Here is a 25,530-nt window from a genome sequence, read left to right as displayed (position 1 = left end):
AAAAAATGACACTGCGCACGTACATAATTTCACGAATCTTACTAACAATTCCCATGATCTTCATACTATTAACGATGGTATTTATTATCGTAAGAGTCTTGCCGGGCGACCCAGTTTTGCTTCACTTTGAGAAAGCAGAAAATCCCGAAGCCATGGAAGAAATGCGACGTGAACTGGGTCTTGACAAGCCGCTTTGGATTCAATATTTGGATTATATCTCAGGACTTTTCAGGGGAGATTTAGGCAAATCCATGGCGCCGGGATTTGAACCTGTAGCGCAACAAATTTTCTCAGCGTTTCCTGCAACTCTGGAATTGGCAATTTTTTCCATGATAATCGCAGTCTTAATAGGCATCTTTTTTGGCGTCGAAGCAGCAAAAGCCTACAATAAACCTACGGACCACGCCATTCGCATTTTTGGAATAGTAACTTATGCTATTCCAGTTTTCTTTTTGGGCATGATTTTCCAACTCACTCTTGGAGTAGGATTACATTTGTTGCCAGTCGGCTTAAGAAAAAGCCCTGCAATGGACGCCCCTGTTGGATTAAACATAGGCGGTGCTCAATTTTCCACGGGTTTATACACTATTGACAGTCTTTTAGAGGGAAACATTTACAAGTTTGTAGAAAGCCTTCGCTATCTTTTTCTGCCTTCATTAACCCTGGGTTTGGTTCTTTCAGGGGTTTTCATTAGGTTGACGAGAAGTAACATGCTGGAAACTTTGCGGCTTGACTTTGTAACTGCCGCGAGAGCAAGAGGACTAAAAGAAAGGGTCGTAACCTACGGCTATGCTTTAAGAAATGCTTTTCTTCCCGTGCTAACCATGATGGGACTGCAGTTTGCAACGCTCCTCGGCGGAGCAATATTAACAGAAACCACTTTCTCTTGGCCTGGACTTGGCAGGTACATCGTTGACCGAATAAACTTTCGCGATTACACAGCCATTCAAGGCGCAGTTGTTGTTTTCGGAATTTTCGTCTCTATAGTTAGTTTAGTTGTTGATTTGCTTTATGCTTATCTTGACCCTCGAATACGCCTTTGAGGTACCATGAATGGAAAAGCCCAATATTAAGAAAAGCATGCTTTCAAGAGTAATTCCAGGCTTAACCTCACTAACTAAGAGGGGCTTAGCTGGGTGGCTTGTGCTTTTTGGTGCAATCATAGTTACATCTATCATTGTAATGACTCTAATTGCTCCTTGGATAAGGCCTCATGATCCTTCTGCTATTGAGGTTGGTCCACCTTTGTCTCCGCCTAGTTCGCAGTTTCCTTTTGGAACTACCGATATGGGAGGAGACATGTTCAGCAGAGTCATTTCAGGTGGTGGAATAATGCTTCAAGTTGCTGTGTTCTCAGTAATTATCTGTTTGGCGGCTGGGGCTCCGCTCGGTCTGTTTTCGTCGTACGTTGGAGGCATAACAGACCGTGTCTTCTGCCTTGTAATGGATAGTGTCTATGCGTTTCCAAGCTTGGTTTTAGCCATTGCGATAGCGGCGATGCTGGGAAAGGGCGTCGTTAACATGGCTCTTTCAATAGCCGTGGTTTATGTTCCCTCTTATTTCAGAGTTATTCGAAGTCAAGTGCTCAGTATAAAAGAAATGCCTTATGTGGAAGCAGCAAAGGCGGCTGGGGCAAAAAGTGGCACGATATTGTTCCGTTACATTCTTCCAAATGTTGTTCCATCCATAATTGTGATTTTGACAGTAAATTTTGCAGATGCCATCCTAACGGCTGCTGGATTAACCTTCATAGGTTTAGGCGTTTCCGTAGATGTTCCAGACTGGGGATGGGACTTAACAAACGGACGAAGACTTCTGAATAGCGGTGCATGGTGGGTGATAACATTTCCAGGTTTAATGATAATCCTTTTGGCTTTAGGCTTCACGTTCATGGGAGAAGGACTGAGTGAGCTTTTGAACCCGAGACTTGAAGATTAGGGTGAGAACGGTGGCTCAGAAATTGTTGAACGTGGACGCACTAGCCGTGGAATACTGGGCTAAGCGTGGAAAAATACGCGCTGTAGAAGATGTTTCTTTTTCGGTAGGAAAAGCGGAAACACTAGGCGTGGTAGGTGAGTCAGGGTGTGGAAAATCCACGTTAGGTTTGTCTTTGGGCTTGCTGGTTCCCTATCCAGGTAGAATAACTAAAGGGCAAATAATTCTTAGGGACAAGGATATTTTGAAACTTAAAAAGAACGAGTTGCGGAACCTTAGAGGAAGAGAAATCTCCTACGTGTTCCAAGACCCCATGACTTCTTTAAATCCAGTTAAAAGAATCGGCGCCCATTTTGTTGAACTTATCCAAACTCATGAGCCAAAAGTAAGCAGCAAAGAGGCACTGGAACGAACAAAAAAAATTCTTGCAGATGTTGGGATTCAACCAGAACGCATAAACGATTACCCTCATCAGCTCAGTGGAGGAATGAGACAACGAGTAATGATAGCATTAGCAATGGCGCTTAATCCAAGCTTAATAATTGCTGATGAGCCGACAACTGCTCTTGACGTGATAGTTCAAGCCAAAATTCTAGATCTTCTTGATGCTTTACGAAGAGCTTACGGCTTGACTCTTATCATAATAACACATGATTTGAGCCTAGTCTTAGAAAGAAGCGACAAAATCCTAGTCATGTACGCTGGACACATGGTTGAGTACGCCCGCAGTGCAGACATCTACTCTAATCCGCAGCATCCCTACACACAGGGACTCTTAAAGTCCATTCCAAATATTGAGCTCGCTGAACAAAAACTTGAAGCCATAGCTGGCTCTCCACCTGACATGCTTAATCTGCCAAAAGGCTGCCGTTTCTGGCCAAGATGTTATCGCGCAAAAGAAAGATGTCGCACGCAAGAACCTCCGCTCGTAGAGACCAACGCTGAACATTACGTTCGATGTTATGCTTATGAAGGAGTGAAAAAGCGTGAATCACAGTGATATTCTGAAAGTTGAGCATCTCAAAAAGTATTTTCCAGTTGAGAAAAGCTTTCTTGAAAAACTTTTAGCGCGCACAAAAAGTTTTGTTAAAGCGGTTGATGACGTAAGTTTTTCAATTCGTAGAGGAGAAGTTTTTACTCTTGCTGGAGAGAGCGGTTGCGGAAAAACGACAACAGGCAAATTGGTCGTACGGTTAATACCGCCTACTTCTGGAAAAATTTTCTTCAACAACACAGAAACCACGACGCTTAGTCCAGAGAAACTTAGGATACTTAGGAGAAAAATGCAAATAATATTTCAAGACCCTTATGCATCATTTAATCCTCGAATGAAAATCGGAGATGCAGTGGGGCATCCACTTGAGATTCACGGTTTAGTAAAACATCAAGAGAAAAGAAAAAAAGTCTTAGAAATGCTTGAACGCGTTGACCTTACTCCACCGGAGCAGTTCGCTGAGTTGTACCCGCACCAGTTAAGTGGAGGACAGAGACAGCGAGCAGCAATAGCACGCTCTTTAATTCTAGACCCAGAATTTATAGTTGCAGACGAGCCGGTTTCTATGATTGACGTTTCTTTGAGAACAACAATTATCGATTTGATGTTGGAGTTAAGAAAGGAATTGAATCTTACTTACCTTTTTATAACTCATGATTTGGCAATTGCTAAATATATTTCAGACAGAATAGCGATAATGTACCTTGGAAAAATTGTGGAGATGGGAGATAAAAAAGAGATTTTCTCCAACCCTCTACACCTCTATACCCAAGCTTTGCTTGCTGCTATACCAGTTCCAAATCCGGAAAGAAAACGAAGACCAATCGCGTTGAAAGGTGAAGTGCCCTCAGCGATAAACATACCTTCTGGATGTCGTTTTCATCCGCGTTGTCCACATGAAGAAAAAAGGTGCAGAGAAAAAGAGCCAGAATTGATTGAAGTTTCGCCTAATCACTTTGTTGCTTGTCACTTAGTTGAAAAGTGAAACCGCTTAAGAATATGGAAGTTAGGCGCAGAAAAGTCTTGTTTTATTTTAGCCATTAACATTTAGTAGGGTGAATGTTTATGCGTTGTTTTTTGATGCACGCAGCCAGAGAGCGCCTGAAACTATTATAAAGGCTAAGGTGACGAAAAAGAGAAACATTAACATTTTGACCGCGTCTGCAGCAATTTCCTCGAACATTTTCTTAAGCCTTCCCACAATACTTTTCGCGTTACTGCCTAAAAGCAAAGTTTCCAAAGCTGAAATGAGTGTGTAATAGGGTATATTTTGAGAAATGATATATGCTTGTGTGTATAGCAAGGGTTTTATAAAAAGACGCATTTACTGAATATTCAGCCTAAGCGGGAAAGGAGAAGGCTTCACTCATCACTTCTTTCTTCTTCTGTTTTAAGAATTAACGGATTCTTTTTCGCAGGTCGTAACAGTAATACCAAGCAGTCCAGCCTCTGTAGAACGTGTCTTCTTTCTTCTTTTTCCTTCTGCGATAAAGCAGAGCAAGAAGGATTACGAGTATCAATGCTAGTGGGAAGAGCAGATACCAGAAAAGTGACCACCATGGGAAATATGCGCCTGCTCCGGTAGAGTGATAGTAGGCTGTCGCGTTGTGAGGGGCATTCATGAAAACGGTTATTGTGCGTGTTCCAGCGTTTTGAGTGGTTTCGTCAACTTTCCAATAGTTAAAGTCGTATCCTTCAACAGCCGGAGCTGTTAAGGTGACATTTTCAAATTGATCATACCAACCTTCTCCAAGAATCATCACAATTGCAGATGGGTCAACTTTCACTGTTAAGTAATATTGCGTTTTCCAGACAGCCACCGCTGTTTTAGGCTTGTCCATAAATATTTCCTCACTTTGCATAAAATGAGACCCGTAAGCATCTCCGCCCCAACGGGTAAACACTCTACGAGTATTGTTTCTGTGGTCAATAACGCCAGCATCTAAAGTAGCATAGGCTATGGTGTTAGCGTCATACCATCCTTCTCCACCGGCTACTCCATAAGATGAGAGAACAGTTAGATAATACTGCAAAGTGTAATATGCTGTGACTGTGTGATTGGTGTTCATAATTACCGTTATTGAGTTAGCCAGATTCTGTATTCCATTCACAACCCAATGGTTAAACATATAGCGCACGCCAGCCGATTTAAGAACATAATTAGGAGCATCTAAAGTCACGTTTGAACCTTCATCATACCATCCTTCACCAGAAATAAATGTGGCATCAGAGGGTTCTACATGTATAGTCAGGTAATATTGCCTAAATCTAACCTCAATAACTCCATCTTCGAAGAGATTGTCTACGTAATCGGCTTCATTAAGTAGATAGGGGATAAACGCCGTTAGCGTATAGTTTCCGGGACCAAGAAGGGATGTGTCAAAGATGCAAGTTAGCATTTTTGAAGAGTATGGTTCGAGTAGCTCTATACTCATGTTTTGAACAAAAAAATTGTCATAATAGATGCTCACAACGAAGTTTTCTGTAGCTGTTCCTTCATTTCTTACCGTTACATTAACAATAACCAACTCACCAATCTTTACCGAGTTAGATGAGGGGAGAACTTTTACTATTGAAACGTCATGAAAATCCATTGTCATGAGATTTTGAATTGTGATGTAGAATGAAGTTGATATTCCAGGGCAGTATGGCACTCCATTCTGCTCTACTGGAGCAGTTAAGGCAGACACAAAAACGGTTGCTCTTCCAATAAATGCCCATTTTGGAATGAACAATTTGAAGTAAACTTTAACTATTTTTTCGTTTGACTGAAGTTCAAAATCATTTATGTGGAAAGAACTTATTGGAACCATTAATTCGTCTTCTATGGTTATCGCAATTGTAGCATTTTTCGTTGTCATTGCTATGTTCCTAAGGGTCACTTCTAATCCGACATACCCTCCGATTCCAAAGGCATTTCTTTCGGTGAGGTTTCCGTCGATGGTCTTTACTGAAAGCAGTTTTACAATCCAATCTACTTTAAAAGATAAAGTATCTTGAAAGTTATTACCATTAATTGCAACAGTTGCAGAAACAAACCATACTCCAAAAATATCAGTTACGTTAACAGATTTATATGGTATTGTAAAGTTAACTCTTGCAATTCCCGTCTCGTCAGTTTTCTCAGTAAGATAAAAAATAGAACCATTTGGACTTTGCACATAAAAGTTTACAATCAAATTTTGCACTGGAGCTTCATTATATGTAACTAACGCATATAAGACAACTAGTTTACCTGGTTCGAACGCGTCGCTTGGCATGTTTGGACCTTTTCCACTGTATGGCTCGTTCTGTGTATAGAGGTCAATTTTTCCTCCAATGCTTTCTGAAAAAGTAATTTTCATGTTCATGTGTATTAATCCTATAAGAAAAACTGCGATTGTAAGCGTCACAGCTAATCTTTTTATCTTAAAGCCCATCTCCAATCATGCATATAATTAATAGAGGATACTTTAACAAATATTCCGCAATCATGAATATTACTATAAAGGATGCGTTTTCCAAGAGTCACAACCACAAAATTTTAAAAAATAATGTCAATACGCCTATAAACGGGCCCGCCGGGAACTGTCCCCTGGAAAGGCACAAACCTTCCAAGTTTGAACCCGGGACCCCCGGGTTAAAAGCCCGGTGCTCTGTCCTTACTGAGCTACGGGCCCGTGTCGTTTCTCTCGGAAGAGAACCGACGGTAAGAGATATAGAGCTTTCGGTTTTGTTTTGTTGAGCTAGGTATTCGAGGATTGAGTTTAATGCTTGTTCGAGGATTCGGCTTAGGTTTAGGTTGTGCTTTCGTGCTTCAGCTAAGAGTGTTGGCTTTATGGTTAATCCGACTGTGATTTTAGCTTCTTTTTTTGGCGTGGTAACTCGAGTGAAAGTGAATGAACCGCTCGAGTGGTTTAATCCGTGCTCATACTCACTCATTAGAAGCACCTTCCTTCTCAATTTCATGTAAAACTAAGGATATGTTTTCAATTAAGAATGGAATACCTATTTCTCGCAGATACCTTATTTTCCTTAGCTCCCTTATATCAAACAAAAGAGATTCCGCTGAAATTGATGCAAGGGCTTCACTGACTTTTTTAAAGGCTGGCGAAAGTTTCTGTTTGAATGGTGAAGGAAGTTTCAGCCATAACAATCTTGCTTTCATATATGCTCTCACAGACTCATTATAAAGATTCAGCTTTTCGATTTCCTCTTCCTCTCTCCATAAACGAGTCAGCAGATAGGTTGAAACTGTTTTAGTATTAGATTTTTCTGGTAAGGAATATGTTTGTTCTCTTCCTATAGGCGGATTCGGTTTTACACATCCTTCTAACATAAGCTCGGAAATGTCTCTCTGGATAGTTTTCTTGTTATAGTGAAGCTGATATTTCTCGTTAATCTTATTAGTGAGCTGAGTTGTTGATAAAGCTCCAAATTCTCTTAGAAACTCTTTGATTCGTTCCTTTCTTTTTTCTTTAGTGTCCTTTTGGGACATTGTCTTGTCGCCTATTCTTATTAATGTTCGACACTTTTATTTAAAACTGTCGAACGACGGTGAAAAACATGAACAGAAGAATTGGAATCCGCATAAACCAAACAGAAAGACAACAGCTCGAGGCTCTAATCAAAGCTGGAAAATTCAAAACTATAACCGAAATAATCAGAACCGCACTCAAACAATTTCTCGAAACCCAAGTACAAGCAAGCTAATTCAAGCTTAAAACAGAAAAAAAGGAAGTGTAGACAAATGGAAAATAGCAAGAAACCAGATATAAAACTTTCCAAAAACCAAAACACAACACAACAAAACCAAAACGATAACACTGAGAGTATTACAAAGGTGCACTTTCGTTTAGATGCGCCTCGAAAAAGTGTTAGTTTCAAGTGTAATTTGGAGCTTTGGAATGCCTTTAAATCGGAAATAAAGCGCAATTCTTTGAGCATTTGCCACGTGCTCGAACCCATGATTTTCGGATGGTTAGAAGGCAAGGTGCACCTTAGTCGTACTATCAAGCCGATTAAGATTGAGAATTTGGTTGTTGAGCGTGCCGTCAAGCGTGTGCGTAGGTATGCGGAGGAGTCTGTGGGTGGTGAGGGTGTTGTTCGTGGTTCTTTGGAGTGTTGTGCGTTTTGCAGTCGGAAGGCGGTTTTTAAGGCGTTTGATTGTGAAGGTGTGTTGTGGTTGTGTGAGTTGCATTTTCTTAGGGTTAAGAGTCGGTTGGAGGGGTGGCGGAAAATTGGCCGGTGAGGATTTGAAGATTTTAGCGGAGGACATTATTGATTTTCTTAATGGTGTTGAGGCTTCAGTTGTTAAATTTCGGAGGCAAATTGAAAAGTTGATGGGAGAGGCTAAGCCTTCGGTTAAGTTGCCTTTTGACGCTGGTAAGATAAATTGGCAAAAGCGGGAAGGTGCGAAGGGAGAGTTTGAGGTAAGCGAAGACTATAACAATCCTGAGCATAAGGCATTGCTGAAGTTTCTTAATGAGCATGCTGGGGGCTGCGTGAATTCGGAAGGCTGGTTTTATTGGGTGTATAGGAATGGTTCAACTGTGGGAAGGAAAAAGCGAGAGGTTAAGCGGTAATGGTTGTTTTGCATTTGGTTAATGGTAAGAAAGGGCCTAACGATATTCTCGTGCTTGTGGAAGCCTACACTGAACCGTTAAGCTTTGCAGAGTTGCTTTTCATTATTAAAAGCGTTCTGGATAGTGAAGATTCATATTATCCAATAGCTGAAGGCAATATTGGGAAAGCCATGTTTCTTAATGCAGTTAATGAGTTGGCGTGTGGTGTTCCCTTCGAGAAGGTTTTGAAACGCTACGGTTTAGATAGGAAAAGGAAATTGGACATTGTGGATAAGCGGAAGCCTCAAACTTCTCAAACTGAAGTTAAGCCTATCGAGAAACTGCATGAGGTTTTAGAACATGGATAATGGCGATTTTCTCTTTTTGATTTTTGCGTTGTTAGTGTTTATCGTTATGGTAGGTGGTTTTGAACGTGGAAAAAGTAAAGGTGAAAAGGAAAAAGCATAAGCGCAAAACACTTGAAATGCGCATCCTGGAGAGGGAGCTGGAGTTAGATGAGCTTCAGCTTTACAACGAAACTATTCATTCACGCATGACTCAGGAAGCTTTCTTGTTAGAGCGTAAAAGGAATCCGAGGGACTACATAACTTAGAGTAATACGCAACCATTAACATTATTTCTTTACCACATACATCAACAACAATGCTTAAATTAATAGTGAAACGAAAACAAGCTTAAATTGAGCTTTTCCATGCAAAATTAATCTAGTATGAGATAAAAATAGATTTTATCTCATTGGATAAAGAAAAAAGGGAAGGTTAGGGTAGATGCTCGTAGTGTTCTTTTGAGTTATGGTATGTAGAAGGCTAGGTTGAAACTGTACGAGCCAATTGGCAAGGCTTTTGTTAGCTGAAGTGTCACGGTTAGGTTTGTTGTTGCGCCAACGGGTAGAATCCAGCTTGTCTTGTCCATGCTGACTGTCCAGCCGTCTGGCAAGTCTGTTACGGTTGCGTTGAAGCTTAACTCTGTGTTGCCAATATTATGATACGCTATTCGCCACACGGCGTGTGGCGGTAACTTCAGGTTGCGTTAAAGTTTAAATTTTTCCCAAAACATCTTTCAAAGATGCAGAGTCTGCATCTTTGATATTTTTAAGTTAAAGTTTAAATTTGGAAACAAACCCATTATCCTAAGGGCAATATGGGTTTATATGAACAGTTAAGCGAAAGCTTCCCTTTGGAAGACACGTTTTTCGGCTCGTGCCTTCTAATTCCACATGCACTTTTTAAGCCTGAATGGAATGAACAGTTAAGTAAGGAAGGCGTTAAGGTTTTTCAGCAAGCATATAATGGCAAACTATTCTTTTTCTTAAAGAAATCCGACAGCAACAACGAGAATGTAGCGGCTAAGCCTTCCGAGCTAAAGCCTATCGTGTGGAACGAGGAAACTTACGCTTTCATAGAGAAACTGCAAAAAGAAGGGTTAAGCCTCCGCAAAATAGCCGCTAAAATGAGGGAAATCGGCTTTCAAGTGACTCACACGTCAATAGCTAAGAAAATGAAGCGGAGAATGGCGCATTCGCAAAGTTTAAACGTTCAATGTGAAGGTGACGGTTTATTCCGAGAATTCCTGGAAGCTTCGGAAACGCTCTATCCAAAGTATCGCAAAGCCTGTGCAGTTTTGCTTAGGGAAGCCGCAAAAATTCTGGAATAATAGTCCATAAACCAGTCACTATAATATTATAGTTCACTATTATCGTGCTTAAATACGCTTTACCATTCAACTTTTATACATGGAAAAAGAAAGAGGTGAAAGAGTATAGTGTTTAAAAAACTGAGGAAGTTTCTCGAAGACAAGAGGGCTGAGGCACCTATGGGCGGCGGCGGAGTAATTGGCGTTCTGGTTGGAATCATGGTTTCGCTGTTGATAGCTATCATAGTGATTCAAAGCTTGGTTAACAGCCAATCTCAAGCCGGCTGGACTGCGCAAGCGAACAGCACTTGGGCTGCATTGCAAAGCAACATTTGGGTTGCAATGACACTGCTCGTAATCATTCCAATAATAGTTGGAGCAGTGATAATCCTCGGCTACGTTAGAAGAGGAATGTAACAACACTACGAGCATCACAGCCTCTTAACTTCCCTTTTTTTGTTATTCTAATTTTCTTAGCCAATATCGAATAATGTTTCTTCTAATTTTAAACTCTATTTCGTCTGGAACACCCGTCAAAAGATAAATTGAATTTTCCTTTTTCAACTTGGCTATGTTTTCGTTGTATAATGCTGTAGGGTGCGGGTTTAGATTATGGGTGTCTGCATAAAGGACAAGCCTATTCCATGCTTCAACATCGTTTCCTTTAACAGCGTCTTCTTTGATTAACTCAATTTCTGAAGGCTTCTCAGCTTCAGAGGTTGGTAAACCAAATTCAGCTAATCCATAAAGAACTCTTCGATCTTGGAGAGTAAGCTTTAGAATTAGCTTATCTTTTTTGATTAATCTGTATGCTTGTCTTTCGCTTATGTTTAGTTTCTCTCTTACTTTTTTGAGGAATTTGCTGCTCTCAATCCATTTTCCATGCTCCTTTAATATGTCAGCAACTGACATGTCAAACATATGTAAAAATGTCAGTGTACTCCTATATAAGCGTTTGACACAGCTTTTTAAGGTGAAAACTTGAAAGCCCAAAAACATGACGAACGAATTGCATTGCGATTGCCTTCAGAATTTAGGGAGAAAATACAGGAATTAATCAGGCAAGGGAAATTTAAGAACCTTTCAGACGTGGTTCGTGCAGCGTTGGAGCAGTTTCTCCAAACTGCTTAGGGTTAAAGGGGGAAGATGGGCTGGTGCAAGTAAGAGTGTGCACACACCTGAACAGACACCAGCTTTCCCTCCCCCAACCAAACTAACGGGGGTTTCTATTTTTGGCTGAAGATGTAAATAAAACTTTAACCGTTGACGATTTGATTCAGGTTTTAGGTTCAACCGTAAAGCACGATGACGAAAACAAGGCTATAACGTTCCTTGCCATGCTGCTTACTTACACTGAAGAAGACCAGATTAACATTGGCTATTTGGCTGAAAGCAGCACGGGAAAATCGTATATTCCTTTGGAGTTAAGCTGGTACTTTCCAGACGAAGACGTTATCAAGTTGGGTTATGCTTCGCCAACGGCTTTTTTTCACGGTTACGGCAAACTGATGCTGAAAGAGGGAATCCCGGTTAATTGGGAAGCGAAGCCTACGAAGGCTAAGATTAAGGAAAATTTAGAGTTTGACATGGATAAACCTTCCAGAGAACATGTCGAAAACGTGTATAGAAAGAAAATGCGAGAGTGGAATCAACTGTTAAAGGGCAGCTACTACCTTATTGATTTGCAGAAGAAAATCATTATTTTTTTAGACCAGCCACATGACCAACTGCTTCAAAGATTGCGCGCATTGTTAAGCCACGACGAGAAGGAAGTCGTAGCGTGGATAACGGATAAGAAGGAAAAGGCAGGGTTAAGAACTAAAAACATTGTCATCAAAGGCTTTGCTACGGTTGTTTTCTGCACGGCAAAATTCACGATGGCGGAACAGGAGAAGACACGTTTACTATTGCTTAGTCCAGAAATTAATCAGGAGAAACTGCGAGAAACCATCGCTTTAAAAATTGAGAAGGAAGCGGATAGGGAAGCCTTCAATAAACGTATGATGGAAGACCCAGCAAGGCGCTTACTTAAAGAACGTGTGGCAAATGTGAAAGCAGCACAGATAAAGTATGTGCGAATTCCAGAGGAAAAACGCAGCCAAATTTACCAGCAATTTCTCGAAGACCATAAGTTTCTAATTCCGAGACACCAAAGAGACATTACGCGACTTTTAGCCATCATTAAAGCTCATGCATTGCTAAATTTTATGCACCGCGAACGTGTAGGTGACACGATAATAGTGAATGACGAAGATGTCGAGGCAGGCTTCAGGCTTTACTATGGCGTTGCGGAAGCTAACGAGTTAGGGTTGCCGCCTGAAATCTTCCGCATATTTCAACATTTAAAACCCTATTTGGAAGACAAAGAAAATGGCATTAACCGAAAAGAGTTCCAGCAATGGTATTACAACACTTATCATAAGGTTATTGGAAGGGATAGGGCTTCGGATATACTGAAAATTTTGGATGGTTCTGGATTAATTGTTGAGCAGCCTGACCCGTTGGATAAGCGTTACATGAGATATGTGTTGCCGGATATGGGGGTAAAAAATTCTGCAGGTGTAGAAAATTCTACCCCCAACTTCAGCCACACATATCTTAACCAAAAGTTAAACTGATAGTGAAGGCTAATGGCTCGGCTGTGCTGTCCAGAATGTGGTTCTCAGCTTCTCTATAAGGATGGTTTGCGTTATCTTAGTGATGGTTCAACAGTTCAAAGGTGGCTTTGCCGAAACTGTGGTTATCGGTTTAGTCAGAAATCTGACAAAAGAAGCTCAGAATCAGCTTCTTTTGTAAATAAATTTACAAGTGACAAATGTCACAAAACAAGCTTAAATCAAGCTTCTTTTTCAGCAAATGCTGAATCTCAGTCTTCTTTTGTCACATTTGGGGAAAGTGGGAAAGGCGGAAAGTCTTTTAAGAATTGTTTGACACAATGCAATAGCGATGCACATGGCAAGAAGGTTCTTGTCATGGAAGCGGCAAAAGCAACAAGCGAAAAGCGGGAAGCGGGAGCCACAGAAACCGCACAGCAAGACGTTAAAGGAAAAATTGTTCAGTTTATGTTTCAGTTAGCCAGCGATGGAATAAACGAGGCAACAATACAAAACTATGTTAAAACTTTGAAGTTGCTGTTGAAGTATGGAGCAGACCTTTCAAACCCTGAAAGCGTAAAAGAAGTTATTGCTAAACAGAAAAGATGGAGTGAATCCACAAAGTCTTTGGCAGTGATAGTTTACGGAAAATTTGCAGAGTTAAACCAAATAAAATGGAAACCGCCAATTTACAAGCCAAACCGAAAAGTGCCTTTCATTCCCTTAGAAAGCGAGCTTGACAGTTTAATAGCAAGCTGCGGAAAAAAGCTTAGTGCATTGTTGAGGCTGCTTAAAGAAACAGGAATCCGTGTAGGTGAAGCGTTAAAGCTTCAATGGAAAGATCTTGACACTAAAACGGACACTATAATATTGAACAGCACGGAAAAACATGGCGTGTGCAGAGTTATCAAAATTTCAACTGAGCTTATGGCGATGCTTAACAGTCTTCCGAAAACTTCAGACCGCATCTTTGGATATAGGCACTTGTCAAGTTGGGAAGGAAGCTTCAGCTTGCAAAGAAGGAAAGCAGCAGTTAAACTTCAGAATCCAAGATTGCTGCAAATTCACTTCCACACGTTTAGGCATTGGAAGGCAACAATGGAATACGCTAAAACCAAAGACATTCTGCACGTTATGAAAACTTTGGGACATAGAAACTTGCAGACGACTTTAATCTACACTCAACTAGTCAACTTTGAAACCAACGAATACCATTCGGCAACAGCTAAAACTGTGGAAGAGGCTAAACAATTAGTAGAAGCAGGGTTTGAATATGTCTGCGAAATTGACAATGTTCAACTGTTCAGAAAGAGGAAATAAACTCATGCGTAGCCAAAAAACGTGTAGATATAATAAAAAAGAATTACGTAGCGATATATCTACATGTTAACAAACGTTATCTCTTTCTTTTGCGGCTAAAACTGAACGGTGTTAATAATTGATTTCGTGGAAACACTCTTTTAAGCGATTAAGCGAAGAATATGAGATGGCGAAGAAAAAGAAGCAAGCTTTGGACAATTTATTGAACACCGGCAAAATTTCGCCGCCGACGCATGAACTTTTCAACAAGGAAATCGACGCGACAGTGGAGGAAATTGAAAAGCAGCAGAAGGCTTTGCTGGAGAAAATGAATACTAAAATGAAGGAGCTTGAAGAGCAAATCAAAACGTTGGAGATGTTTCTTGCAAACTTTGAGATTCAGCATGTGACAGGCGAGGTTGACGATGAAACTTATCAACGCGAAATCAACCTTCTGTCTGTTGGGCTTGACACTGCAAGGAAGGAGTTAGGCGCTGTTAAAGAAGCCATAAATCAGCTTTCGACAAATACGCTGAACCTAACAGTAGATGTGAGCGTGCAAGAAAAAATTGAGCCACAGCCTTCAGAAAATATTGATGGATCTAAAGTTGAAATCAAAGTTGTCGAAGAAGCTCCGCCAGTTGTTGAAATCAAAGAAATAACAACTTCTGAGCTTGCACAAGAACACGCGCAACCAGCAGAAGCTCAACCGCAAACTGCAGAAAAACAAGAAGCGTAGCAAGCGAATAGATAACTTCGCTCTTTTTTTCTAGTTAAGCTCAGGATTACAGAGTTTCTTATATATCGTAACGTGTGTTTATCTTTTTTGAGAGTGCATGGCGATTGGTTGACAAAGTGATGATGACTTTTCACGAGAAATTTAGACAGTATGATTTGGGCGAAGGACATCCTTTTAGAGGAGACAGATTCGCAAATGCTATGAAGTTTTTTGAAAATCAAGGTTTGTTTAAGCTTTCGGAAATTGTTCTTGTTGAACCTCAACCAGCATCGAAAGAGGAGTTGTTAAGGGTTCATGAAGAGGGTTATGTGGATTTGATTTTTCGTTTGGCAAGGGAGAACAAGCCTTATGATGTTGAGACGCCTGTTTCACCGGAGATTTTGGAGGCTGCACTGTTAATTGTTGGTGGTGCGATTCGTTGTGGTAGGGCTGTTTTTGGTGGGGAAGTGAAGCGTGCAATTTCTGTGGGTGGTGGTTATCATCATGCTGGACGCAGTTATGGCGGTGGATTCTGCATATTTAATGATGTGGCTGTTTTGGTTGAGCATTTGAGAGCAAAGTATAATGTTAAGCGTTTTCTAATATTGGATTATGATGTGCATTTTGGAAACGGCACAAGCGACATCTACTATCAAGATCCAAGCGTGCTCTACATCTCTTTGCACCAGGACCCGAGAACAATTTATCCGGGAACTGGTTTTGTTGAACAGATTGGAGAGTACGCTGGAGAAGGTTGTAACATTAATGTGCCTTTGCCTCCAGGCACAAGTGATAACACGTATCTTTATGCGTTAAATGAGATTTTTGTTCCGTTGGCAGAGGAGTTTAAGCCCGAGGTGATAATTGCTAATGGTGGAAGCGATGCGCATTTTGCTGATATGCTTGGAGGTTTGAATTTGACTGTGAATGGTTTTTTTAGAGTTTCAAGGCTGATTAGAGAAACGGCGGATAAGATTTGTGGTGGAAAAGTTGTTTTGATTCCTGGAAGTGGTTATAATCCGCAGGTTTTGCCGATGTGCTGGTATGCGCTTGTTGCTGGAGTGGCTGGTTTGAACGAGATTCATGTGGAAGATTCTTTTCCGCTGCCGAAAGAGCCAGCTCATTGTATTAGGGTGGTTGAGAGAACTATTGATGAGTTGAAGAGGTTGTTGCGTAGGTATTGGTCGTGTTTTGGTGGTTTTGGGTTGAATGTTGTTCCTTGAGTTTTTTGTTTGTGTGCTCTGAGTAGCTATACCCCCCTTATTTATAGGTTGAATTTTCGGTTGATTTTGGGTGGTTTTGAGGAACTCTTTTATGAGTGTTGCATGCAAATATATGAGCCATAATGGAGGTTAGGTATTGGATGGAATTGAAAGGTAGCAGAACAGAGAAGAATTTGTTGGCGGCTTTCGCTGGCGAGTCACAGGCTAGAATGCGCTACACCTTCTTTGCCAGCGTTGCGAAGAAGGAAGGTTACGAACAGATTGCGGCGATTTTCACGGAGACAGCGGACAACGAGAAAGAACACGCTGAGCTTTTCTTTAAGTTTCTAAAAGGCGGCTTGGTGGAGATTACTGCAGCCTATCCAGCAGGCGTTATTGCTTCGACAGCAGAGAACCTGCGGGCTGCGGCTGAAGGTGAAAAATACGAGTGGGGTACGCTTTATCCTAATTTTGCAGAGATTGCAGAAGAGGAAGGTTTTCCAGAGGTTGCTAGAACTTTTCGGAATGTTGCGAAGGTTGAGGAGTATCATGAGAGACGATACAGAAAATTGCTAGCAAACGTTGAACTTGGCAGAGTTTTCAAAAGAGACAAGCCTGTAATGTGGAAGTGTCGAAACTGTGGATACGTGATGGAAGGCAGAGAAGCGCCAGAAAAATGTCCAGTGTGCGACCACCCGAGAAGCTATTATGAGCTTTGGACAGAAAACTACTAAAAATCACTATTGTATTTTCTTTACGCTCTATTTTTTGATCATTTACAGTTAAAAAGCTATACAAAGCGCTCTTATGTGTTTTCTAGAAATTTGACTGCTTTTTCAAGTATTACCTCGTGTAGGTTTCCTCTGTTCTCAAAAGTAACCACATGCACTTCAGCGTCTTCTCTGGCTCTAATTTCATTTATCAGTTTATCCCCTGCCTTCCAATGAATTATGCCAACCACAAGCTTTCCACTCTCAGCAGCCCGCTTAACCGCTTCCCTAAACCGTTCAGAAAACAACTCCATCGGTCCAACCTCATCAATAGCAACCACGTCCAAACCATCAACAGCCCTCAAAATCGCAGCAACGCCCACACTGTCAAGGTCTTCCAAGTTCACGCGGTACTTGCCAACCCTTGGACCGCTAGGCTGATTAACATGCGCAAGCCACCCACGCTCGCCACTGCTTAAATCCAAAATTTCAAAACCAACCCGTGTGCCGCAAGAGCGAACTTCACGACTTAACATTCCGCCAACACGGTAGCCTCTAGCTTTGAACGCCTCAACAATTTTCAAAAGAACACTTGACTTCCCAACACCCGGAACGCCAGTTAAAAGCAAAATTCGTTTCTGCAACTTAACCAGCTTCAAAACACCTAAGAAAGATTCGTAAGCAAAGACGAAATCCCCGCTGCAGCAAGCACCAGCAACTCAAACGTCTTATACGCGTCAACCATACTCTTCGCCGTGTATTCCACACATAACCCGTCAACTCGCTTAACTGAAGGTAGCAACCCCGCCACATCCGCAAAGTGACTCGCCAAAAAAGTAACACGCGACTTAACAGGCTTACCAGCAACCAACAGCTTAACCTTCTTGCGCTTAAAGTTGGCAACCGCCTTATCAACAGCCTTTCTCAATTCACTCTCAATTTTCACCATTCCAGGACTCTTAGCGGAAACTCTGCTCAAAGAACGCTTCAAAGCCACAGTTTCAACCCAAGGCGCATACTTCTTAACATCATCTTCTAACAGTTGAGCGTCGCCAGCAACCAGCATCACTGGAACCTTAAAGTCTCCCGCAGCATACGCATTAAAGAGAAACTCGCTAACCTCAACACCATTAATTTCTAACTTGTTAATGCTTCCGCCACTGTAGGTATGGTCAAACGAAGACTTCGCCGTTCCAAACTTAGAATGATAACCAAGAAAAACAGCAACATCACACCCTTCAACACCCGCAACCATACTCAGCGGACGCGGAAAACCCCTAATAATCTCCACGTACTCAGGCAAATCCTCAACATGAACATTAACCATTGGACCGTGACTGTCAGCAACAACAACCTCGTCAAAACCCTTCTTATGCAACTCATCAACAACCACAAGCGTAACTTTAGTAGCAATCTTCCTAGCCTCCTCATACAAACTACCCTTCAAATTCAAATGCCCCGGAACAACAACGTACGGCATGCCCTCCATATCAACCGAAACAAACGCTTTCATACACTCTCACGCGCTACACATCTACACAAAACGCATTAAAATATTTCGATACCCAAATACTCTCGGAGAAAAACAAAAACATGAAAAAAACAAACGCCACCATAGACTTTCCAACAGAAACAATCCAAGAAGGCAAAACCAAAATTCTCGTTCCAAAACTCAAAGCCTTCATAAAACAACCCTCAGACTACGCACCCTCAAAAGCTCCAGTCTTCTACAACCCAATAATGGAACTCAACCGCGACATAGCAGTCGTAGCCTTACAAGCCTACCAAAAAACAGCAAACCGAGAAATCTCCGTTTGCGAACCCTTAACCGGCTGCGGCATAAGAGGAATACGCTTCGCAACAGAAGTTAAAGGCATAAAAAAAGTTTTGATAAACGACATCAGCGACAAAGCCGCCCAACTCGCCAGAATCAACGTGCAAAAAAACAAACTAGGCAAAAGCGTCACAGTCAAAAACGAAGATGCAAACCTTCTCCTAGCGCATTACTCTGCACCACACAAAAGATTCGACGCCATAGACATAGACCCGTTCGGTTCACCCGTACCCTACATAGACTCTGCAATCCGCGCATTACGCAACAACGGACTCTTAGCCTTAACAGCAACAGACATGGCGCCTCTCTGCGGAGTCCACCCAAAAGCTTGCATACGCAAATACGGTGGAAAACCCCTACGCACAGAATACTGCCACGAAGTAGCCGTTAGACTGTTAGCTGGATGCTTAGCCACGATAGCAGCAAAACACGACATAGGCATAACCGTAATCTTCAGCCACAGCGCAAACCACTACATACGCGTATACGCAACAATAAACTACGGCGCAAAAAAGGCAGACGAAAGCATAGAAAAAATGGGCTACATACTTCACTGCTCCAGATGCTTCCACAGAGAAAACACAAAAAGAGTATTCAAAACAGACCAGCTTAAATGCAGCGAATGCAACTCAAAGATGAACTTCGCAGGTCCATTGTGGCTAGGAAAACTAGCAGACCAGCAATTCTGCGAGACAATGAAAAACGAAGCTAAACGCAAAGTTTTGAAAACAGGACAAAAAATAGCGAAAATCCTAAATCTAATAAGCAAAGAAGCGGACGCGCCACCGACATACTATGTCATCGACGAAATATGCGACAAAATGGCGCTTCCAGTCCCATCAACAGAAAAAATAATTGACATCTTGAAAGAAAAAGGATTCGAAGCAGCGGCAACCCATTTTAACCCAAAAGGAATCCGAACCAACGCTAACGCTTCAGTTTTGACGAAAATTGTCAAAGAATTCTTTTGAAAAAGGGTAATTAGCCGATAGCGAAGACTCTGGTTAAGTCGGACACTGATTCCAACGTGACAAATTTTAAATACCGATCATGTTATCAACTTTGAAAAGGTGTTCAGAATTGAAAGAAAAACTTTTGTTATCAACTTTAATGGCAGCACTAATAGCGTTATCTTTTGCGTCTTCCGTTAAAGCTGCCGCCAGCATAGAGATTTACGGCTACGTAGACAAACCACAGTACAAACCAGGCGAACAAGGAACACTTCGCATCTGGATATACAACGACGGAACAGAAGACGTCACCATAAAGAGCATCACCGTGGAATATCCATGGCATGATGACTACATATGGGAAGGAAACGAAACAATCAAAGACATACAATACCCAACAATCGACCCAAGTGAAAACCGAAGCTTTACACTAACATTCACGGTGCCCACAGACGGCAGAGCAATAGCTTCCGGCATCCCAAACATAAAAGTACAAGCAGTAACTGACAAAACAACAGAAACAAGAAACATTCCAATCAGCATAGCAAGCACACCAGCTCCAACGAGCATTCAAGACATGGACAAACTAACAACATTGTTCACAATACTAACTGTACTAATCATCGTCTGCACAATGATAATAGCCTCAACCATATTCCTGTCAACACGCAGACCACAAGTAACATGGAAAACCACGGAAGAATAACAACAGCACACTTCCATCAACATTTTTTTCTCATTTATCTTTAAGTAATAGAATTTACAAGAGGATAACAGTTTAAATGAAAATTTGGAGGTGCCGTGAAACTCGGAAAAGTCGTAGTCACATGCGCTTGGCCCTATGTGAACTATCTCCCACACTTGGGCACGCTAGTGCAAGTCTTATCAGCAGACGTTGCCGCTCGATACTACCGCTTAAAAGGCGAAGAAGTAGTAATGGTAAGCGGTTCAGACGAGCATGGAACCCCAATAGAAGTCGAAGCGATAAGACAGGGAATTTCGCCAAAACAACTAACAGACAAAATGCACGCGAAAGTTGTTGAATTATTCAAGAAATGGGGTTTCTCATTTGACAATTACACCCGAACAGAAAACCCCGTTCACATAGAATTCGTGCAAGACCACCAAAGAAAAATTTACAACAACGGTTACATCTTCACACAAGAAACAGAAATGCTCTACTGCGAAAAATGCAGTCGCTTCTTGCCAGACAGATTCGTCGAAGGAAAATGTCCATACTGCGGATACGAACCAGCCCGCGGAGACCAATGCGATTCCTGCGGGAGACTACTAGAACCCTTGCTGTTAATCGAACCCTACTGTGTAATATGCAAAAGCAAACCAGTCATAAAAAAGACAAAACAATGGTATTTTGACCTGCCAAAATTCTCAAAAAAACTCGCCCACTACATCAGCAACAACAAACAACTACCACTAAACGCCAGAAACTTCAGCCTAAACCTCATAAAAGAAGGATTAAAACCAAGAGCCATGACAAGAGACGTAGAATGGGGAATCCCAGCGCCGTTCCCAGGAGCAGAAGGCAAAACCTTCTACGTATGGTTTGAGAATGTTTTGGGCTACATTTCAGCAACAATAGAATACTTCAAAAATCGTGGAGAACCAGAAAAATGGAAGGAATACTGGTTCAACAAGGACACGCGCACGTTGTATTTCATTGGAAAAGACAACATTCCCTTCCACGTAATAATCTTCCCAGCCCTGCTACTGGCTTCTGGAGACGACTATGTTTTACCATGGAACGTGCCAGCAACCGAATTCCTCCAGTTCAAAGGCGAAAAAGCCTCAAAAAGCCAGAGAATCGGCATATGGGCAGACGAAGCCCTAGAACTTTTCCCAGCAGACTACTGGCGCTACTTTCTAATGGCAACAAGACCAGAAACAAAAGATTCAAACTTTTCATGGGAAATATTTCTCGAAAAAGTAAACGCTGACCTAAACGACACGTTCGGCAACTTCATCCACAGAACACTAACCTTCATAAACACCCAATTCGGCGGAAAAATCCCACAACCAACAACCCTAAGCAAAAATGACCAACAAATTCTGAAAACTCTCAAAGAAAAAGTCGAAACAATCGCAAAAGAAATCGAAGACTGCAAATTACAGTCCGCCACTAACACACTAATAAGCATCAGCCGCATAGGAAACCAGTACCTAAACGAGAAAGAACCATGGAACCTCATCAAAAAAGATAAAGATAAAGCAGCATGCATCCTTTACGTTGCAGCACAAATTGTCAAAGCACTATCCATAACTTCAGCACCGTTCATGCCATTCACCGCACAAGAAATCTGGAAAACCCTCAGCTTACCAGGCAACGTGCATGAACAAAACTGGAACGAAGCCCTAAAACCCTTGCCAGCAAACCACGAAATAGCTAAACCCAAGCCATTATTCCGAAAGATAGAGGCTGACGAAAAAGAACTGGACGAGATGTTAGAGAAAGCTAGAGAACGCTTAGGAAAGACTGTGTGAAACTTTGCAGTTAAAAATCGACCTCCACGTTCACACTCACTATTCTTACGACTCCTCAATCACGCCAGAACAACTCGTTTTCTACGCTAAAAAACGCGGATTAAACGGCATAGCAATAACAGACCACGACAGAATCGACGGCGCCCTAAAAATGATCAAAAAAACCGACTTTTTAATCATTCCGGGAATTGAAATTTCAAGTTTGAACGGACACATCTTAGGACTTAATGTTCAAGAACCAATTCCGCCAAAACTCACCGTAGACGAAACTGTGGATAAGATACATGGGGCTGGCGGCATTGCAGTAGCATGTCACCCTGCAACTTTCTTTAAAGGAAGTTTGGGGAAGCACACGAATTCAAAGTTTGACGCAGTGGAAGTGATTAACGCTTCTGCCTTCCCATTCAAATATTCTGTTAAACATAGTAGAGAAATTGCTTTGCGCTTAGGGATTAGCCAAGTTGCTGGCAGCGACGCTCATTACGCTCCAGAAATCGGTTGCGCATACACAATTGTTAACGCTGAATCACAGATTGACAAGATAATGAGAGCAATAAAAAAGGGGTTATGTGAACCCTTGGGCAGTGCTATACCATTAACGATGAGATTGAAAAGAGAGATTTTGTCCTTGAAAAGGAAATTGCATTAACAATTCACTGTTCTTTAAGGATGAGAATGTCTTGTTCTCTACTCAAATTCTTGAAAAACTTTAGAAGTGTAGGTTTCTTGTTGCTGTGTAGAAGTGGGATTTACCGAGTACTTTTCTGAGACATATTTACAAAAAGAGAGAGGAGTTAGAGGAAGTTTTCCATTTGGTAGAGGTTTAGATTTAAGTCGAGTTTCTTTTCTGGCTCTGCGTAGGGTTCTAGATTGAAAAGTTGTGGCGCGATTGTTCCGAATCCGCTTAGAATATGTGGTGAGTTTACGCCGGTCATGACGAGCGTGACTTTTAGTTTGCCGTCTTGTTCTGGGTTGACTCTTGCTCCCCATATGACTAATGCGTTTGTGTCCATCATTTCAGTAACGATTTCGCCTACACGGTTTGCCTCTTCAATTGTCATGTGTGCATCGCCTGTCACGTGAATTAGGGCTCCGGTTGCGCCGGCATAATCCACGTCAAGCAGTGGACTTCTTAGAGCATTTCGCACGGCTTCTTCTGCTCTGTTAGGCGCGTCAGATTCGCCTACTCCTACAACGGCCACTCCGCCTCGTTTAACAATGGTTTTGAAGTCTGCGAAGTCAAGGTTTATGAGGCTTGGGGCTGAGATTGTTTCGACAATGCCTTTAATCATGTTTGCTAACACTTGGTCTGCAATTCTGAAGGCTTCGTTAATGGGCAATTGTGGCACGAGCTGCATTAACTTGTTGTTATCTATTACGACCACGGTGTCGCAGTTTCTGCGCATTTCAGTTAACGCTGCGGCGGCATATTCAATTCGACCCTTTTCTATTCTGAAGGGGGTAGTTACAACGCCTACGGTTATTGCGCCTTTTCGCCTTGCAATTTCCGCGATAACTGGTGCAGCGCCAGTTCCAGTTCCGCCTCCTAAACCAGCAGTTATGAAAACTATGCCCGCGCCAGAAAGCAAATCTTCAATGCGCTTTTTGGATTCTTCAATTGCTGCTCTTCCAAGTGTTGGGTCGCCGCCAACACCAAGCCCCTTAGTGAGTTTTTCGCCTATCAGGATTTTTTGGTGTCCTCTTGAGGCGGTGAGGTGAAGCGCGTCTGTGTTTATTGCTATGCATTCGGCGCCTGTTATTCCCATCTCCATTAGTCGCGAAACAGTGTTATTTCCAGCTCCGCCGACTCCGACTACTACAATGCGGCAGTTGCTAGACTGTAGAATCTCCTCGGCGGTCATGCCTTGCCACGCGTACTTAAGCGCATGTTCTGCGGGTTGCATTTTAGCCAACCTTTTTCCACCGCATAACTTCATCATTAATTAAGTCACGGATAGCTACGCGGATTGCTTCTGCACGGTTTGGGTAAAACTTTTCGTTTACGAGGTGGTCTAAAGCTTTAATATAGGGTTCGGGTAAATACAGTGTGATTAACTTCAATTCATTTCTCCCTCCGGGTAAGCAAGAGAATTAGGGTTACAAGTTATACTTCTTCATAATATGATATAAATATGTTTTAAATATGTTAGTTCCTTTCTATTTAAACATTCTTTATAACCCGTTTCAGATTTCTGTAAATTCCGGCAGTCGGCAACCTCTATGTTTTTATTCCTTGTTAAAGCATTTAATGTATCGCGATGAAGTGGCATGCGCGTTTTCGTTAAGAGTTTCGGGTGTTCAACAAATTTAGCGGACGGCGAGGTTTTGGCAGGTTGTTTAGCGGAAGCTGGTTATGAGCTGGTGAATGATTTAACAGAGGCAGAGATAGTTGTTTACAACACTTGCGCTGTTAAAGGACCCACGGAAAACCGCATGATTGAAATGCTGAAAAGAGTCCCGAAAAGTAAGAAACTGATTGTTGCTGGATGTTTACCATTAATTAATTTTGAGCGTTTATGTAGAGAGGTGCGTTTTGACGGGGTTGTTGGACCAGCGGCAGGCAACGCAATCATTAAGGTTGTTGAGCAGGTTTCAAATGGCAGAAGAACCGTTTTTTTAGAAGACGTTTTGAAGACTAAACCTGGCTTGAATCTTCCATGCGTGCGAATGAATCCAGTCATAAGTATTATTCCTGTAAATTATGGTTGTTTAGGCTCATGCGCTTATTGTTGTGTGGTTTTTGCAAGAGGACGCTTAAGGAGTTATGGTATTCAAGAAGTTATTAAAAGAATGAAAAGAGACATTGCCGGTGGCGTTAGAGAGTTTTGGCTTACTTCGCAGGATACGGCTTGTTATGGAAGGGACATCGGCACGAATCTTGCGGAACTGCTTGAAGCCGTGTGCACTGTTGAGGGTGACTTTAAGATTCGCGTGGGTATGATGACTCCTAACCTAGTAATGGATATATTAGAAGATTTAATTTGCACTTTCAAAAGCGAGAAAATCTACAAGTTTGCTCATTTGCCGGTGCAGAGCGGCGACGATCAAATTCTTAAGCGTATGCGGAGATTCTATTCGGTAGAAGAGTTTAAGAAAATTGTAAACGCTTTTCGTGCAAGTTTTCCACAGATAACCATAGCAACTGACGTTATTTGTGGTTTTCCAGGTGAAAACAAAGAAGCTTTTGAGAAGACTCTGCGGTTAATTGGAGAGGTTAAGCCTGACATAGTGAATGTTTCAAAGTTTTTTGCAAGACCCAAGACGGCGGCGGCTAGGATGCAAGCGGATTTGGTGTCTTTGACGGAGATTAAACGCAGAAGCAGCGAAGCAGCAGAGCTAGCGAGGAAAATTGCTTTTGAAAAAAATCAGCGCTGGATTGGATGGGAAGGCGAAATTCTAGTCAATGAGATGGGTAAGGTTGCTGGTTCTTGGGTGGGACGCAATTTTGCATACAAACCCGTTGCCGTAAAAGGAGATAGCAATCTGCTTGGAAAGAACTTGTGCGTTAGAGTTGTGAGAGCCTTTTCAACGCATTTGGAAGGCGAGATTATTGAATAAATTATTTATGTAAATGCTACTCTTATTGTGTTTTTAGGAGA

Annotated in this window: 29 protein-coding genes and 1 tRNA gene; 21 read left to right on the top strand and 9 right to left on the bottom strand. The window is 41.8% G+C overall.

Annotated features, from left to right (window positions below; translation table 11 throughout):
- Positions 1–5: 5 nt before the first annotated feature.
- Genes QXW63_01055 through QXW63_01040 form a run of 4 tightly spaced genes read left to right on the top strand, consistent with a single transcriptional unit; the run spans position 6 to position 3,914 of the window.
- The gene (locus QXW63_01055) at positions 6–1,043 is read left to right on the top strand and encodes an ABC transporter permease (protein ID MEM3460488.1); all 1,038 of its coding nucleotides are present in this window, start codon (positions 6–8) and stop codon (positions 1,041–1,043) included.
- 10 nt (positions 1,044–1,053) lie between these two features.
- Positions 1,054–1,938, top strand: a complete 885-nt coding sequence (locus QXW63_01050) for an ABC transporter permease (GenBank protein MEM3460487.1) — start codon at positions 1,054–1,056, stop codon at positions 1,936–1,938.
- Between the two features lie 10 nt (positions 1,939–1,948).
- Positions 1,949–2,935, top strand: coding sequence for an ABC transporter ATP-binding protein (locus tag QXW63_01045; protein ID MEM3460486.1), 987 nt, complete (start codon positions 1,949–1,951; stop codon positions 2,933–2,935).
- Positions 2,922–3,914, top strand: coding sequence for an ABC transporter ATP-binding protein (locus tag QXW63_01040; GenBank protein ID MEM3460485.1), 993 nt, complete (start codon positions 2,922–2,924; stop codon positions 3,912–3,914). Before QXW63_01045 ends, QXW63_01040 begins: the two co-directional genes overlap by 14 nt.
- A gap of 412 nt (positions 3,915–4,326) precedes the next feature.
- Here the strand turns inward: QXW63_01040 and QXW63_01035 are convergent, their stop codons facing one another.
- The 3 genes from QXW63_01035 to QXW63_01025 all read right to left on the bottom strand — a co-directional run bounded on the left by QXW63_01035 (position 4,327) and on the right by QXW63_01025 (position 7,406).
- Complete coding sequence (locus QXW63_01035) at positions 4,327–6,348, bottom strand: hypothetical protein (protein MEM3460484.1); 2,022 nt, start codon at positions 6,346–6,348, stop codon at positions 4,327–4,329.
- A 133-nt stretch (positions 6,349–6,481) separates the two neighbouring features.
- Positions 6,482–6,588 (bottom strand) — tRNA-Lys (locus tag QXW63_01030).
- A gap of 254 nt (positions 6,589–6,842) precedes the next feature.
- On the bottom strand, positions 6,843–7,406 hold the full coding sequence (locus QXW63_01025) for a hypothetical protein (protein ID MEM3460483.1): 564 nt from the start codon (positions 7,404–7,406) through the stop codon (positions 6,843–6,845).
- 68 nt (positions 7,407–7,474) lie between these two features.
- On the opposite strand from QXW63_01025, the gene QXW63_01020 reads away from it, so the two are divergent.
- The 4 genes from QXW63_01020 to QXW63_01005 all read left to right on the top strand — a co-directional run bounded on the left by QXW63_01020 (position 7,475) and on the right by QXW63_01005 (position 9,085).
- Positions 7,475–7,621 (top strand): ribbon-helix-helix domain-containing protein, encoded by a 147-nt coding sequence (locus QXW63_01020; protein MEM3460482.1) that lies wholly within the window; start codon positions 7,475–7,477, stop codon positions 7,619–7,621.
- A 527-nt stretch (positions 7,622–8,148) separates the two neighbouring features.
- Positions 8,149–8,493, top strand: coding sequence for a hypothetical protein (locus QXW63_01015; GenBank protein MEM3460481.1), 345 nt, complete (start codon positions 8,149–8,151; stop codon positions 8,491–8,493).
- Positions 8,493–8,840 carry a hypothetical protein gene (locus QXW63_01010; GenBank protein ID MEM3460480.1) on the top strand — a complete coding sequence of 116 codons (348 nt, stop codon included), beginning with the start codon at positions 8,493–8,495 and terminating at the stop codon, positions 8,838–8,840. Before QXW63_01015 ends, QXW63_01010 begins: the two co-directional genes overlap by 1 nt.
- A 65-nt stretch (positions 8,841–8,905) precedes the next feature.
- Positions 8,906–9,085 (top strand): hypothetical protein, encoded by a 180-nt coding sequence (locus QXW63_01005; GenBank protein ID MEM3460479.1) that lies wholly within the window; start codon positions 8,906–8,908, stop codon positions 9,083–9,085.
- Between the two features lie 197 nt (positions 9,086–9,282).
- Here the strand turns inward: QXW63_01005 and QXW63_01000 are convergent, their stop codons facing one another.
- On the bottom strand, positions 9,283–9,495 hold the full coding sequence (locus QXW63_01000; protein MEM3460478.1) for a hypothetical protein: 213 nt from the start codon (positions 9,493–9,495) through the stop codon (positions 9,283–9,285).
- Between the two features lie 138 nt (positions 9,496–9,633).
- On the opposite strand from QXW63_01000, the gene QXW63_00995 reads away from it, so the two are divergent.
- Positions 9,634–10,146 carry a hypothetical protein gene (locus QXW63_00995; protein MEM3460477.1) on the top strand — a complete coding sequence of 171 codons (513 nt, stop codon included), beginning with the start codon at positions 9,634–9,636 and terminating at the stop codon, positions 10,144–10,146.
- 108 nt (positions 10,147–10,254) lie between these two features.
- Positions 10,255–10,542, top strand: coding sequence for a hypothetical protein (locus tag QXW63_00990; GenBank protein MEM3460476.1), 288 nt, complete (start codon positions 10,255–10,257; stop codon positions 10,540–10,542).
- 42 nt (positions 10,543–10,584) lie between these two features.
- Here QXW63_00990 and QXW63_00985 read toward each other — a convergent pair whose 3' ends face one another.
- Positions 10,585–11,037 (bottom strand): hypothetical protein, encoded by a 453-nt coding sequence (locus QXW63_00985; protein ID MEM3460475.1) that lies wholly within the window; start codon positions 11,035–11,037, stop codon positions 10,585–10,587.
- Between the two features lie 69 nt (positions 11,038–11,106).
- Here QXW63_00985 and QXW63_00980 point away from each other — a divergent pair, with 69 nt between their 5' ends.
- From QXW63_00980 to QXW63_00955, 6 genes are all read left to right on the top strand, one after another.
- The gene (locus tag QXW63_00980) at positions 11,107–11,256 is read left to right on the top strand and encodes a ribbon-helix-helix domain-containing protein (GenBank protein MEM3460474.1); all 150 of its coding nucleotides are present in this window, start codon (positions 11,107–11,109) and stop codon (positions 11,254–11,256) included.
- A 101-nt stretch (positions 11,257–11,357) separates the two neighbouring features.
- A complete protein-coding gene (locus QXW63_00975) occupies positions 11,358–12,743 on the top strand; it encodes a hypothetical protein (protein ID MEM3460473.1) in 1,386 nt (461 codons plus the stop codon).
- A 12-nt stretch (positions 12,744–12,755) separates the two neighbouring features.
- Positions 12,756–14,039: a tyrosine-type recombinase/integrase gene (locus QXW63_00970; protein MEM3460472.1), complete on the top strand. Its 1,284-nt coding sequence runs from the start codon at positions 12,756–12,758 to the stop codon at positions 14,037–14,039.
- Positions 14,040–14,157: 118 nt separating this feature from the next.
- Positions 14,158–14,757: a CdvA-like protein gene (locus tag QXW63_00965; protein MEM3460471.1), complete on the top strand. Its 600-nt coding sequence runs from the start codon at positions 14,158–14,160 to the stop codon at positions 14,755–14,757.
- A gap of 104 nt (positions 14,758–14,861) precedes the next feature.
- On the top strand, positions 14,862–15,959 hold the full coding sequence (locus QXW63_00960; GenBank protein ID MEM3460470.1) for a histone deacetylase: 1,098 nt from the start codon (positions 14,862–14,864) through the stop codon (positions 15,957–15,959).
- 140 nt (positions 15,960–16,099) lie between these two features.
- Positions 16,100–16,672, top strand: a complete 573-nt coding sequence (locus QXW63_00955) for a rubrerythrin family protein (protein MEM3460469.1) — start codon at positions 16,100–16,102, stop codon at positions 16,670–16,672.
- A 71-nt stretch (positions 16,673–16,743) separates the two neighbouring features.
- Here QXW63_00955 and QXW63_00950 read toward each other — a convergent pair whose 3' ends face one another.
- Together QXW63_00950 and QXW63_00945 are read right to left on the bottom strand one after the other, a co-directional pair.
- Complete coding sequence (locus QXW63_00950; protein MEM3460468.1) at positions 16,744–17,292, bottom strand: NTPase; 549 nt, start codon at positions 17,290–17,292, stop codon at positions 16,744–16,746.
- 20 nt (positions 17,293–17,312) lie between these two features.
- The gene (locus QXW63_00945) at positions 17,313–18,161 is read right to left on the bottom strand and encodes a M55 family metallopeptidase (protein MEM3460467.1); all 849 of its coding nucleotides are present in this window, start codon (positions 18,159–18,161) and stop codon (positions 17,313–17,315) included.
- Between the two features lie 80 nt (positions 18,162–18,241).
- On the opposite strand from QXW63_00945, the gene QXW63_00940 reads away from it, so the two are divergent.
- The 4 genes from QXW63_00940 (at position 18,242) to QXW63_00925 (ending at position 22,580) form a co-directional block, all read left to right on the top strand.
- Complete coding sequence (locus tag QXW63_00940) at positions 18,242–19,453, top strand: tRNA (guanine(10)-N(2))-dimethyltransferase (protein MEM3460466.1); 1,212 nt, start codon at positions 18,242–18,244, stop codon at positions 19,451–19,453.
- A 109-nt stretch (positions 19,454–19,562) separates the two neighbouring features.
- The gene (locus QXW63_00935) at positions 19,563–20,138 is read left to right on the top strand and encodes a hypothetical protein (protein ID MEM3460465.1); all 576 of its coding nucleotides are present in this window, start codon (positions 19,563–19,565) and stop codon (positions 20,136–20,138) included.
- 95 nt (positions 20,139–20,233) lie between these two features.
- Positions 20,234–21,931, top strand: coding sequence for a methionine--tRNA ligase (metG, locus tag QXW63_00930; protein MEM3460464.1), 1,698 nt, complete (start codon positions 20,234–20,236; stop codon positions 21,929–21,931).
- A 4-nt stretch (positions 21,932–21,935) separates the two neighbouring features.
- The gene (locus QXW63_00925; protein ID MEM3460463.1) at positions 21,936–22,580 is read left to right on the top strand and encodes a CehA/McbA family metallohydrolase; all 645 of its coding nucleotides are present in this window, start codon (positions 21,936–21,938) and stop codon (positions 22,578–22,580) included.
- Positions 22,581–22,725: 145 nt separating this feature from the next.
- On the opposite strand, the gene ftsZ is transcribed toward QXW63_00925, so the two are convergent.
- Entirely contained in the window at positions 22,726–23,835 is a 1,110-nt protein-coding gene (gene ftsZ, locus QXW63_00920; protein MEM3460462.1) for a cell division protein FtsZ, read from the bottom strand.
- Position 23,836: 1 nt separating this feature from the next.
- Positions 23,837–23,992 carry a ribbon-helix-helix domain-containing protein gene (locus QXW63_00915; GenBank protein ID MEM3460461.1) on the bottom strand — a complete coding sequence of 52 codons (156 nt, stop codon included), beginning with the start codon at positions 23,990–23,992 and terminating at the stop codon, positions 23,837–23,839.
- 207 nt (positions 23,993–24,199) lie between these two features.
- On the opposite strand from QXW63_00915, the gene QXW63_00910 reads away from it, so the two are divergent.
- Positions 24,200–25,489, top strand: coding sequence for a tRNA (N(6)-L-threonylcarbamoyladenosine(37)-C(2))-methylthiotransferase (locus tag QXW63_00910; GenBank protein ID MEM3460460.1), 1,290 nt, complete (start codon positions 24,200–24,202; stop codon positions 25,487–25,489).
- Positions 25,490–25,530: the final 41 nt, after the last annotated feature.

It is taken from the genome of Candidatus Bathyarchaeia archaeon (assembly GCA_038873195.1).
GTDB lineage: Archaea > Thermoproteota > Bathyarchaeia > Bathyarchaeales > Bathycorpusculaceae > DSLH01.
The sequence above is the reverse complement of the archived record's forward strand: the minus strand, read 5'-3'. Positions and strand labels throughout refer to the sequence as shown.

Bases quoted from the DNA above. Each gene is read 5' to 3' on its own strand.
- QXW63_01055 (MEM3460488.1), top strand. From the start codon at position 6: ATGACACTGCGCACGTACATAATTTCACGAATCTTACTAACAATTCCC.
- QXW63_01050 (MEM3460487.1), top strand. From the start codon at position 1,054: ATGGAAAAGCCCAATATTAAGAAAAGCATGCTTTCAAGAGTAATTCCA.
- QXW63_01035 (MEM3460484.1), bottom strand. From the start codon at position 6,348: ATGGGCTTTAAGATAAAAAGATTAGCTGTGACGCTTACAATCGCAGTT.
- QXW63_01025 (MEM3460483.1), bottom strand. From the start codon at position 7,406: ATGTCCCAAAAGGACACTAAAGAAAAAAGAAAGGAACGAATCAAAGAG.
- QXW63_01020 (MEM3460482.1), top strand. From the start codon at position 7,475: ATGAACAGAAGAATTGGAATCCGCATAAACCAAACAGAAAGACAACAG.
- QXW63_01010 (MEM3460480.1), top strand. From the start codon at position 8,493: ATGGTTGTTTTGCATTTGGTTAATGGTAAGAAAGGGCCTAACGATATT.
- QXW63_00995 (MEM3460477.1), top strand. From the start codon at position 9,634: ATGGGTTTATATGAACAGTTAAGCGAAAGCTTCCCTTTGGAAGACACG.
- QXW63_00985 (MEM3460475.1), bottom strand. From the start codon at position 11,037: ATGTCAGTTGCTGACATATTAAAGGAGCATGGAAAATGGATTGAGAGC.
- QXW63_00970 (MEM3460472.1), top strand. From the start codon at position 12,756: ATGGCTCGGCTGTGCTGTCCAGAATGTGGTTCTCAGCTTCTCTATAAG.
- QXW63_00955 (MEM3460469.1), top strand. From the start codon at position 16,100: ATGGAATTGAAAGGTAGCAGAACAGAGAAGAATTTGTTGGCGGCTTTC.
- QXW63_00945 (MEM3460467.1), bottom strand. From the start codon at position 18,161: ATGAAAGCGTTTGTTTCGGTTGATATGGAGGGCATGCCGTACGTTGTT.
- QXW63_00940 (MEM3460466.1), top strand. From the start codon at position 18,242: ATGAAAAAAACAAACGCCACCATAGACTTTCCAACAGAAACAATCCAA.
- ftsZ (MEM3460462.1), bottom strand. From the start codon at position 23,835: ATGCAACCCGCAGAACATGCGCTTAAGTACGCGTGGCAAGGCATGACC.
- QXW63_00910 (MEM3460460.1), top strand. From the start codon at position 24,200: ATGCGCGTTTTCGTTAAGAGTTTCGGGTGTTCAACAAATTTAGCGGAC.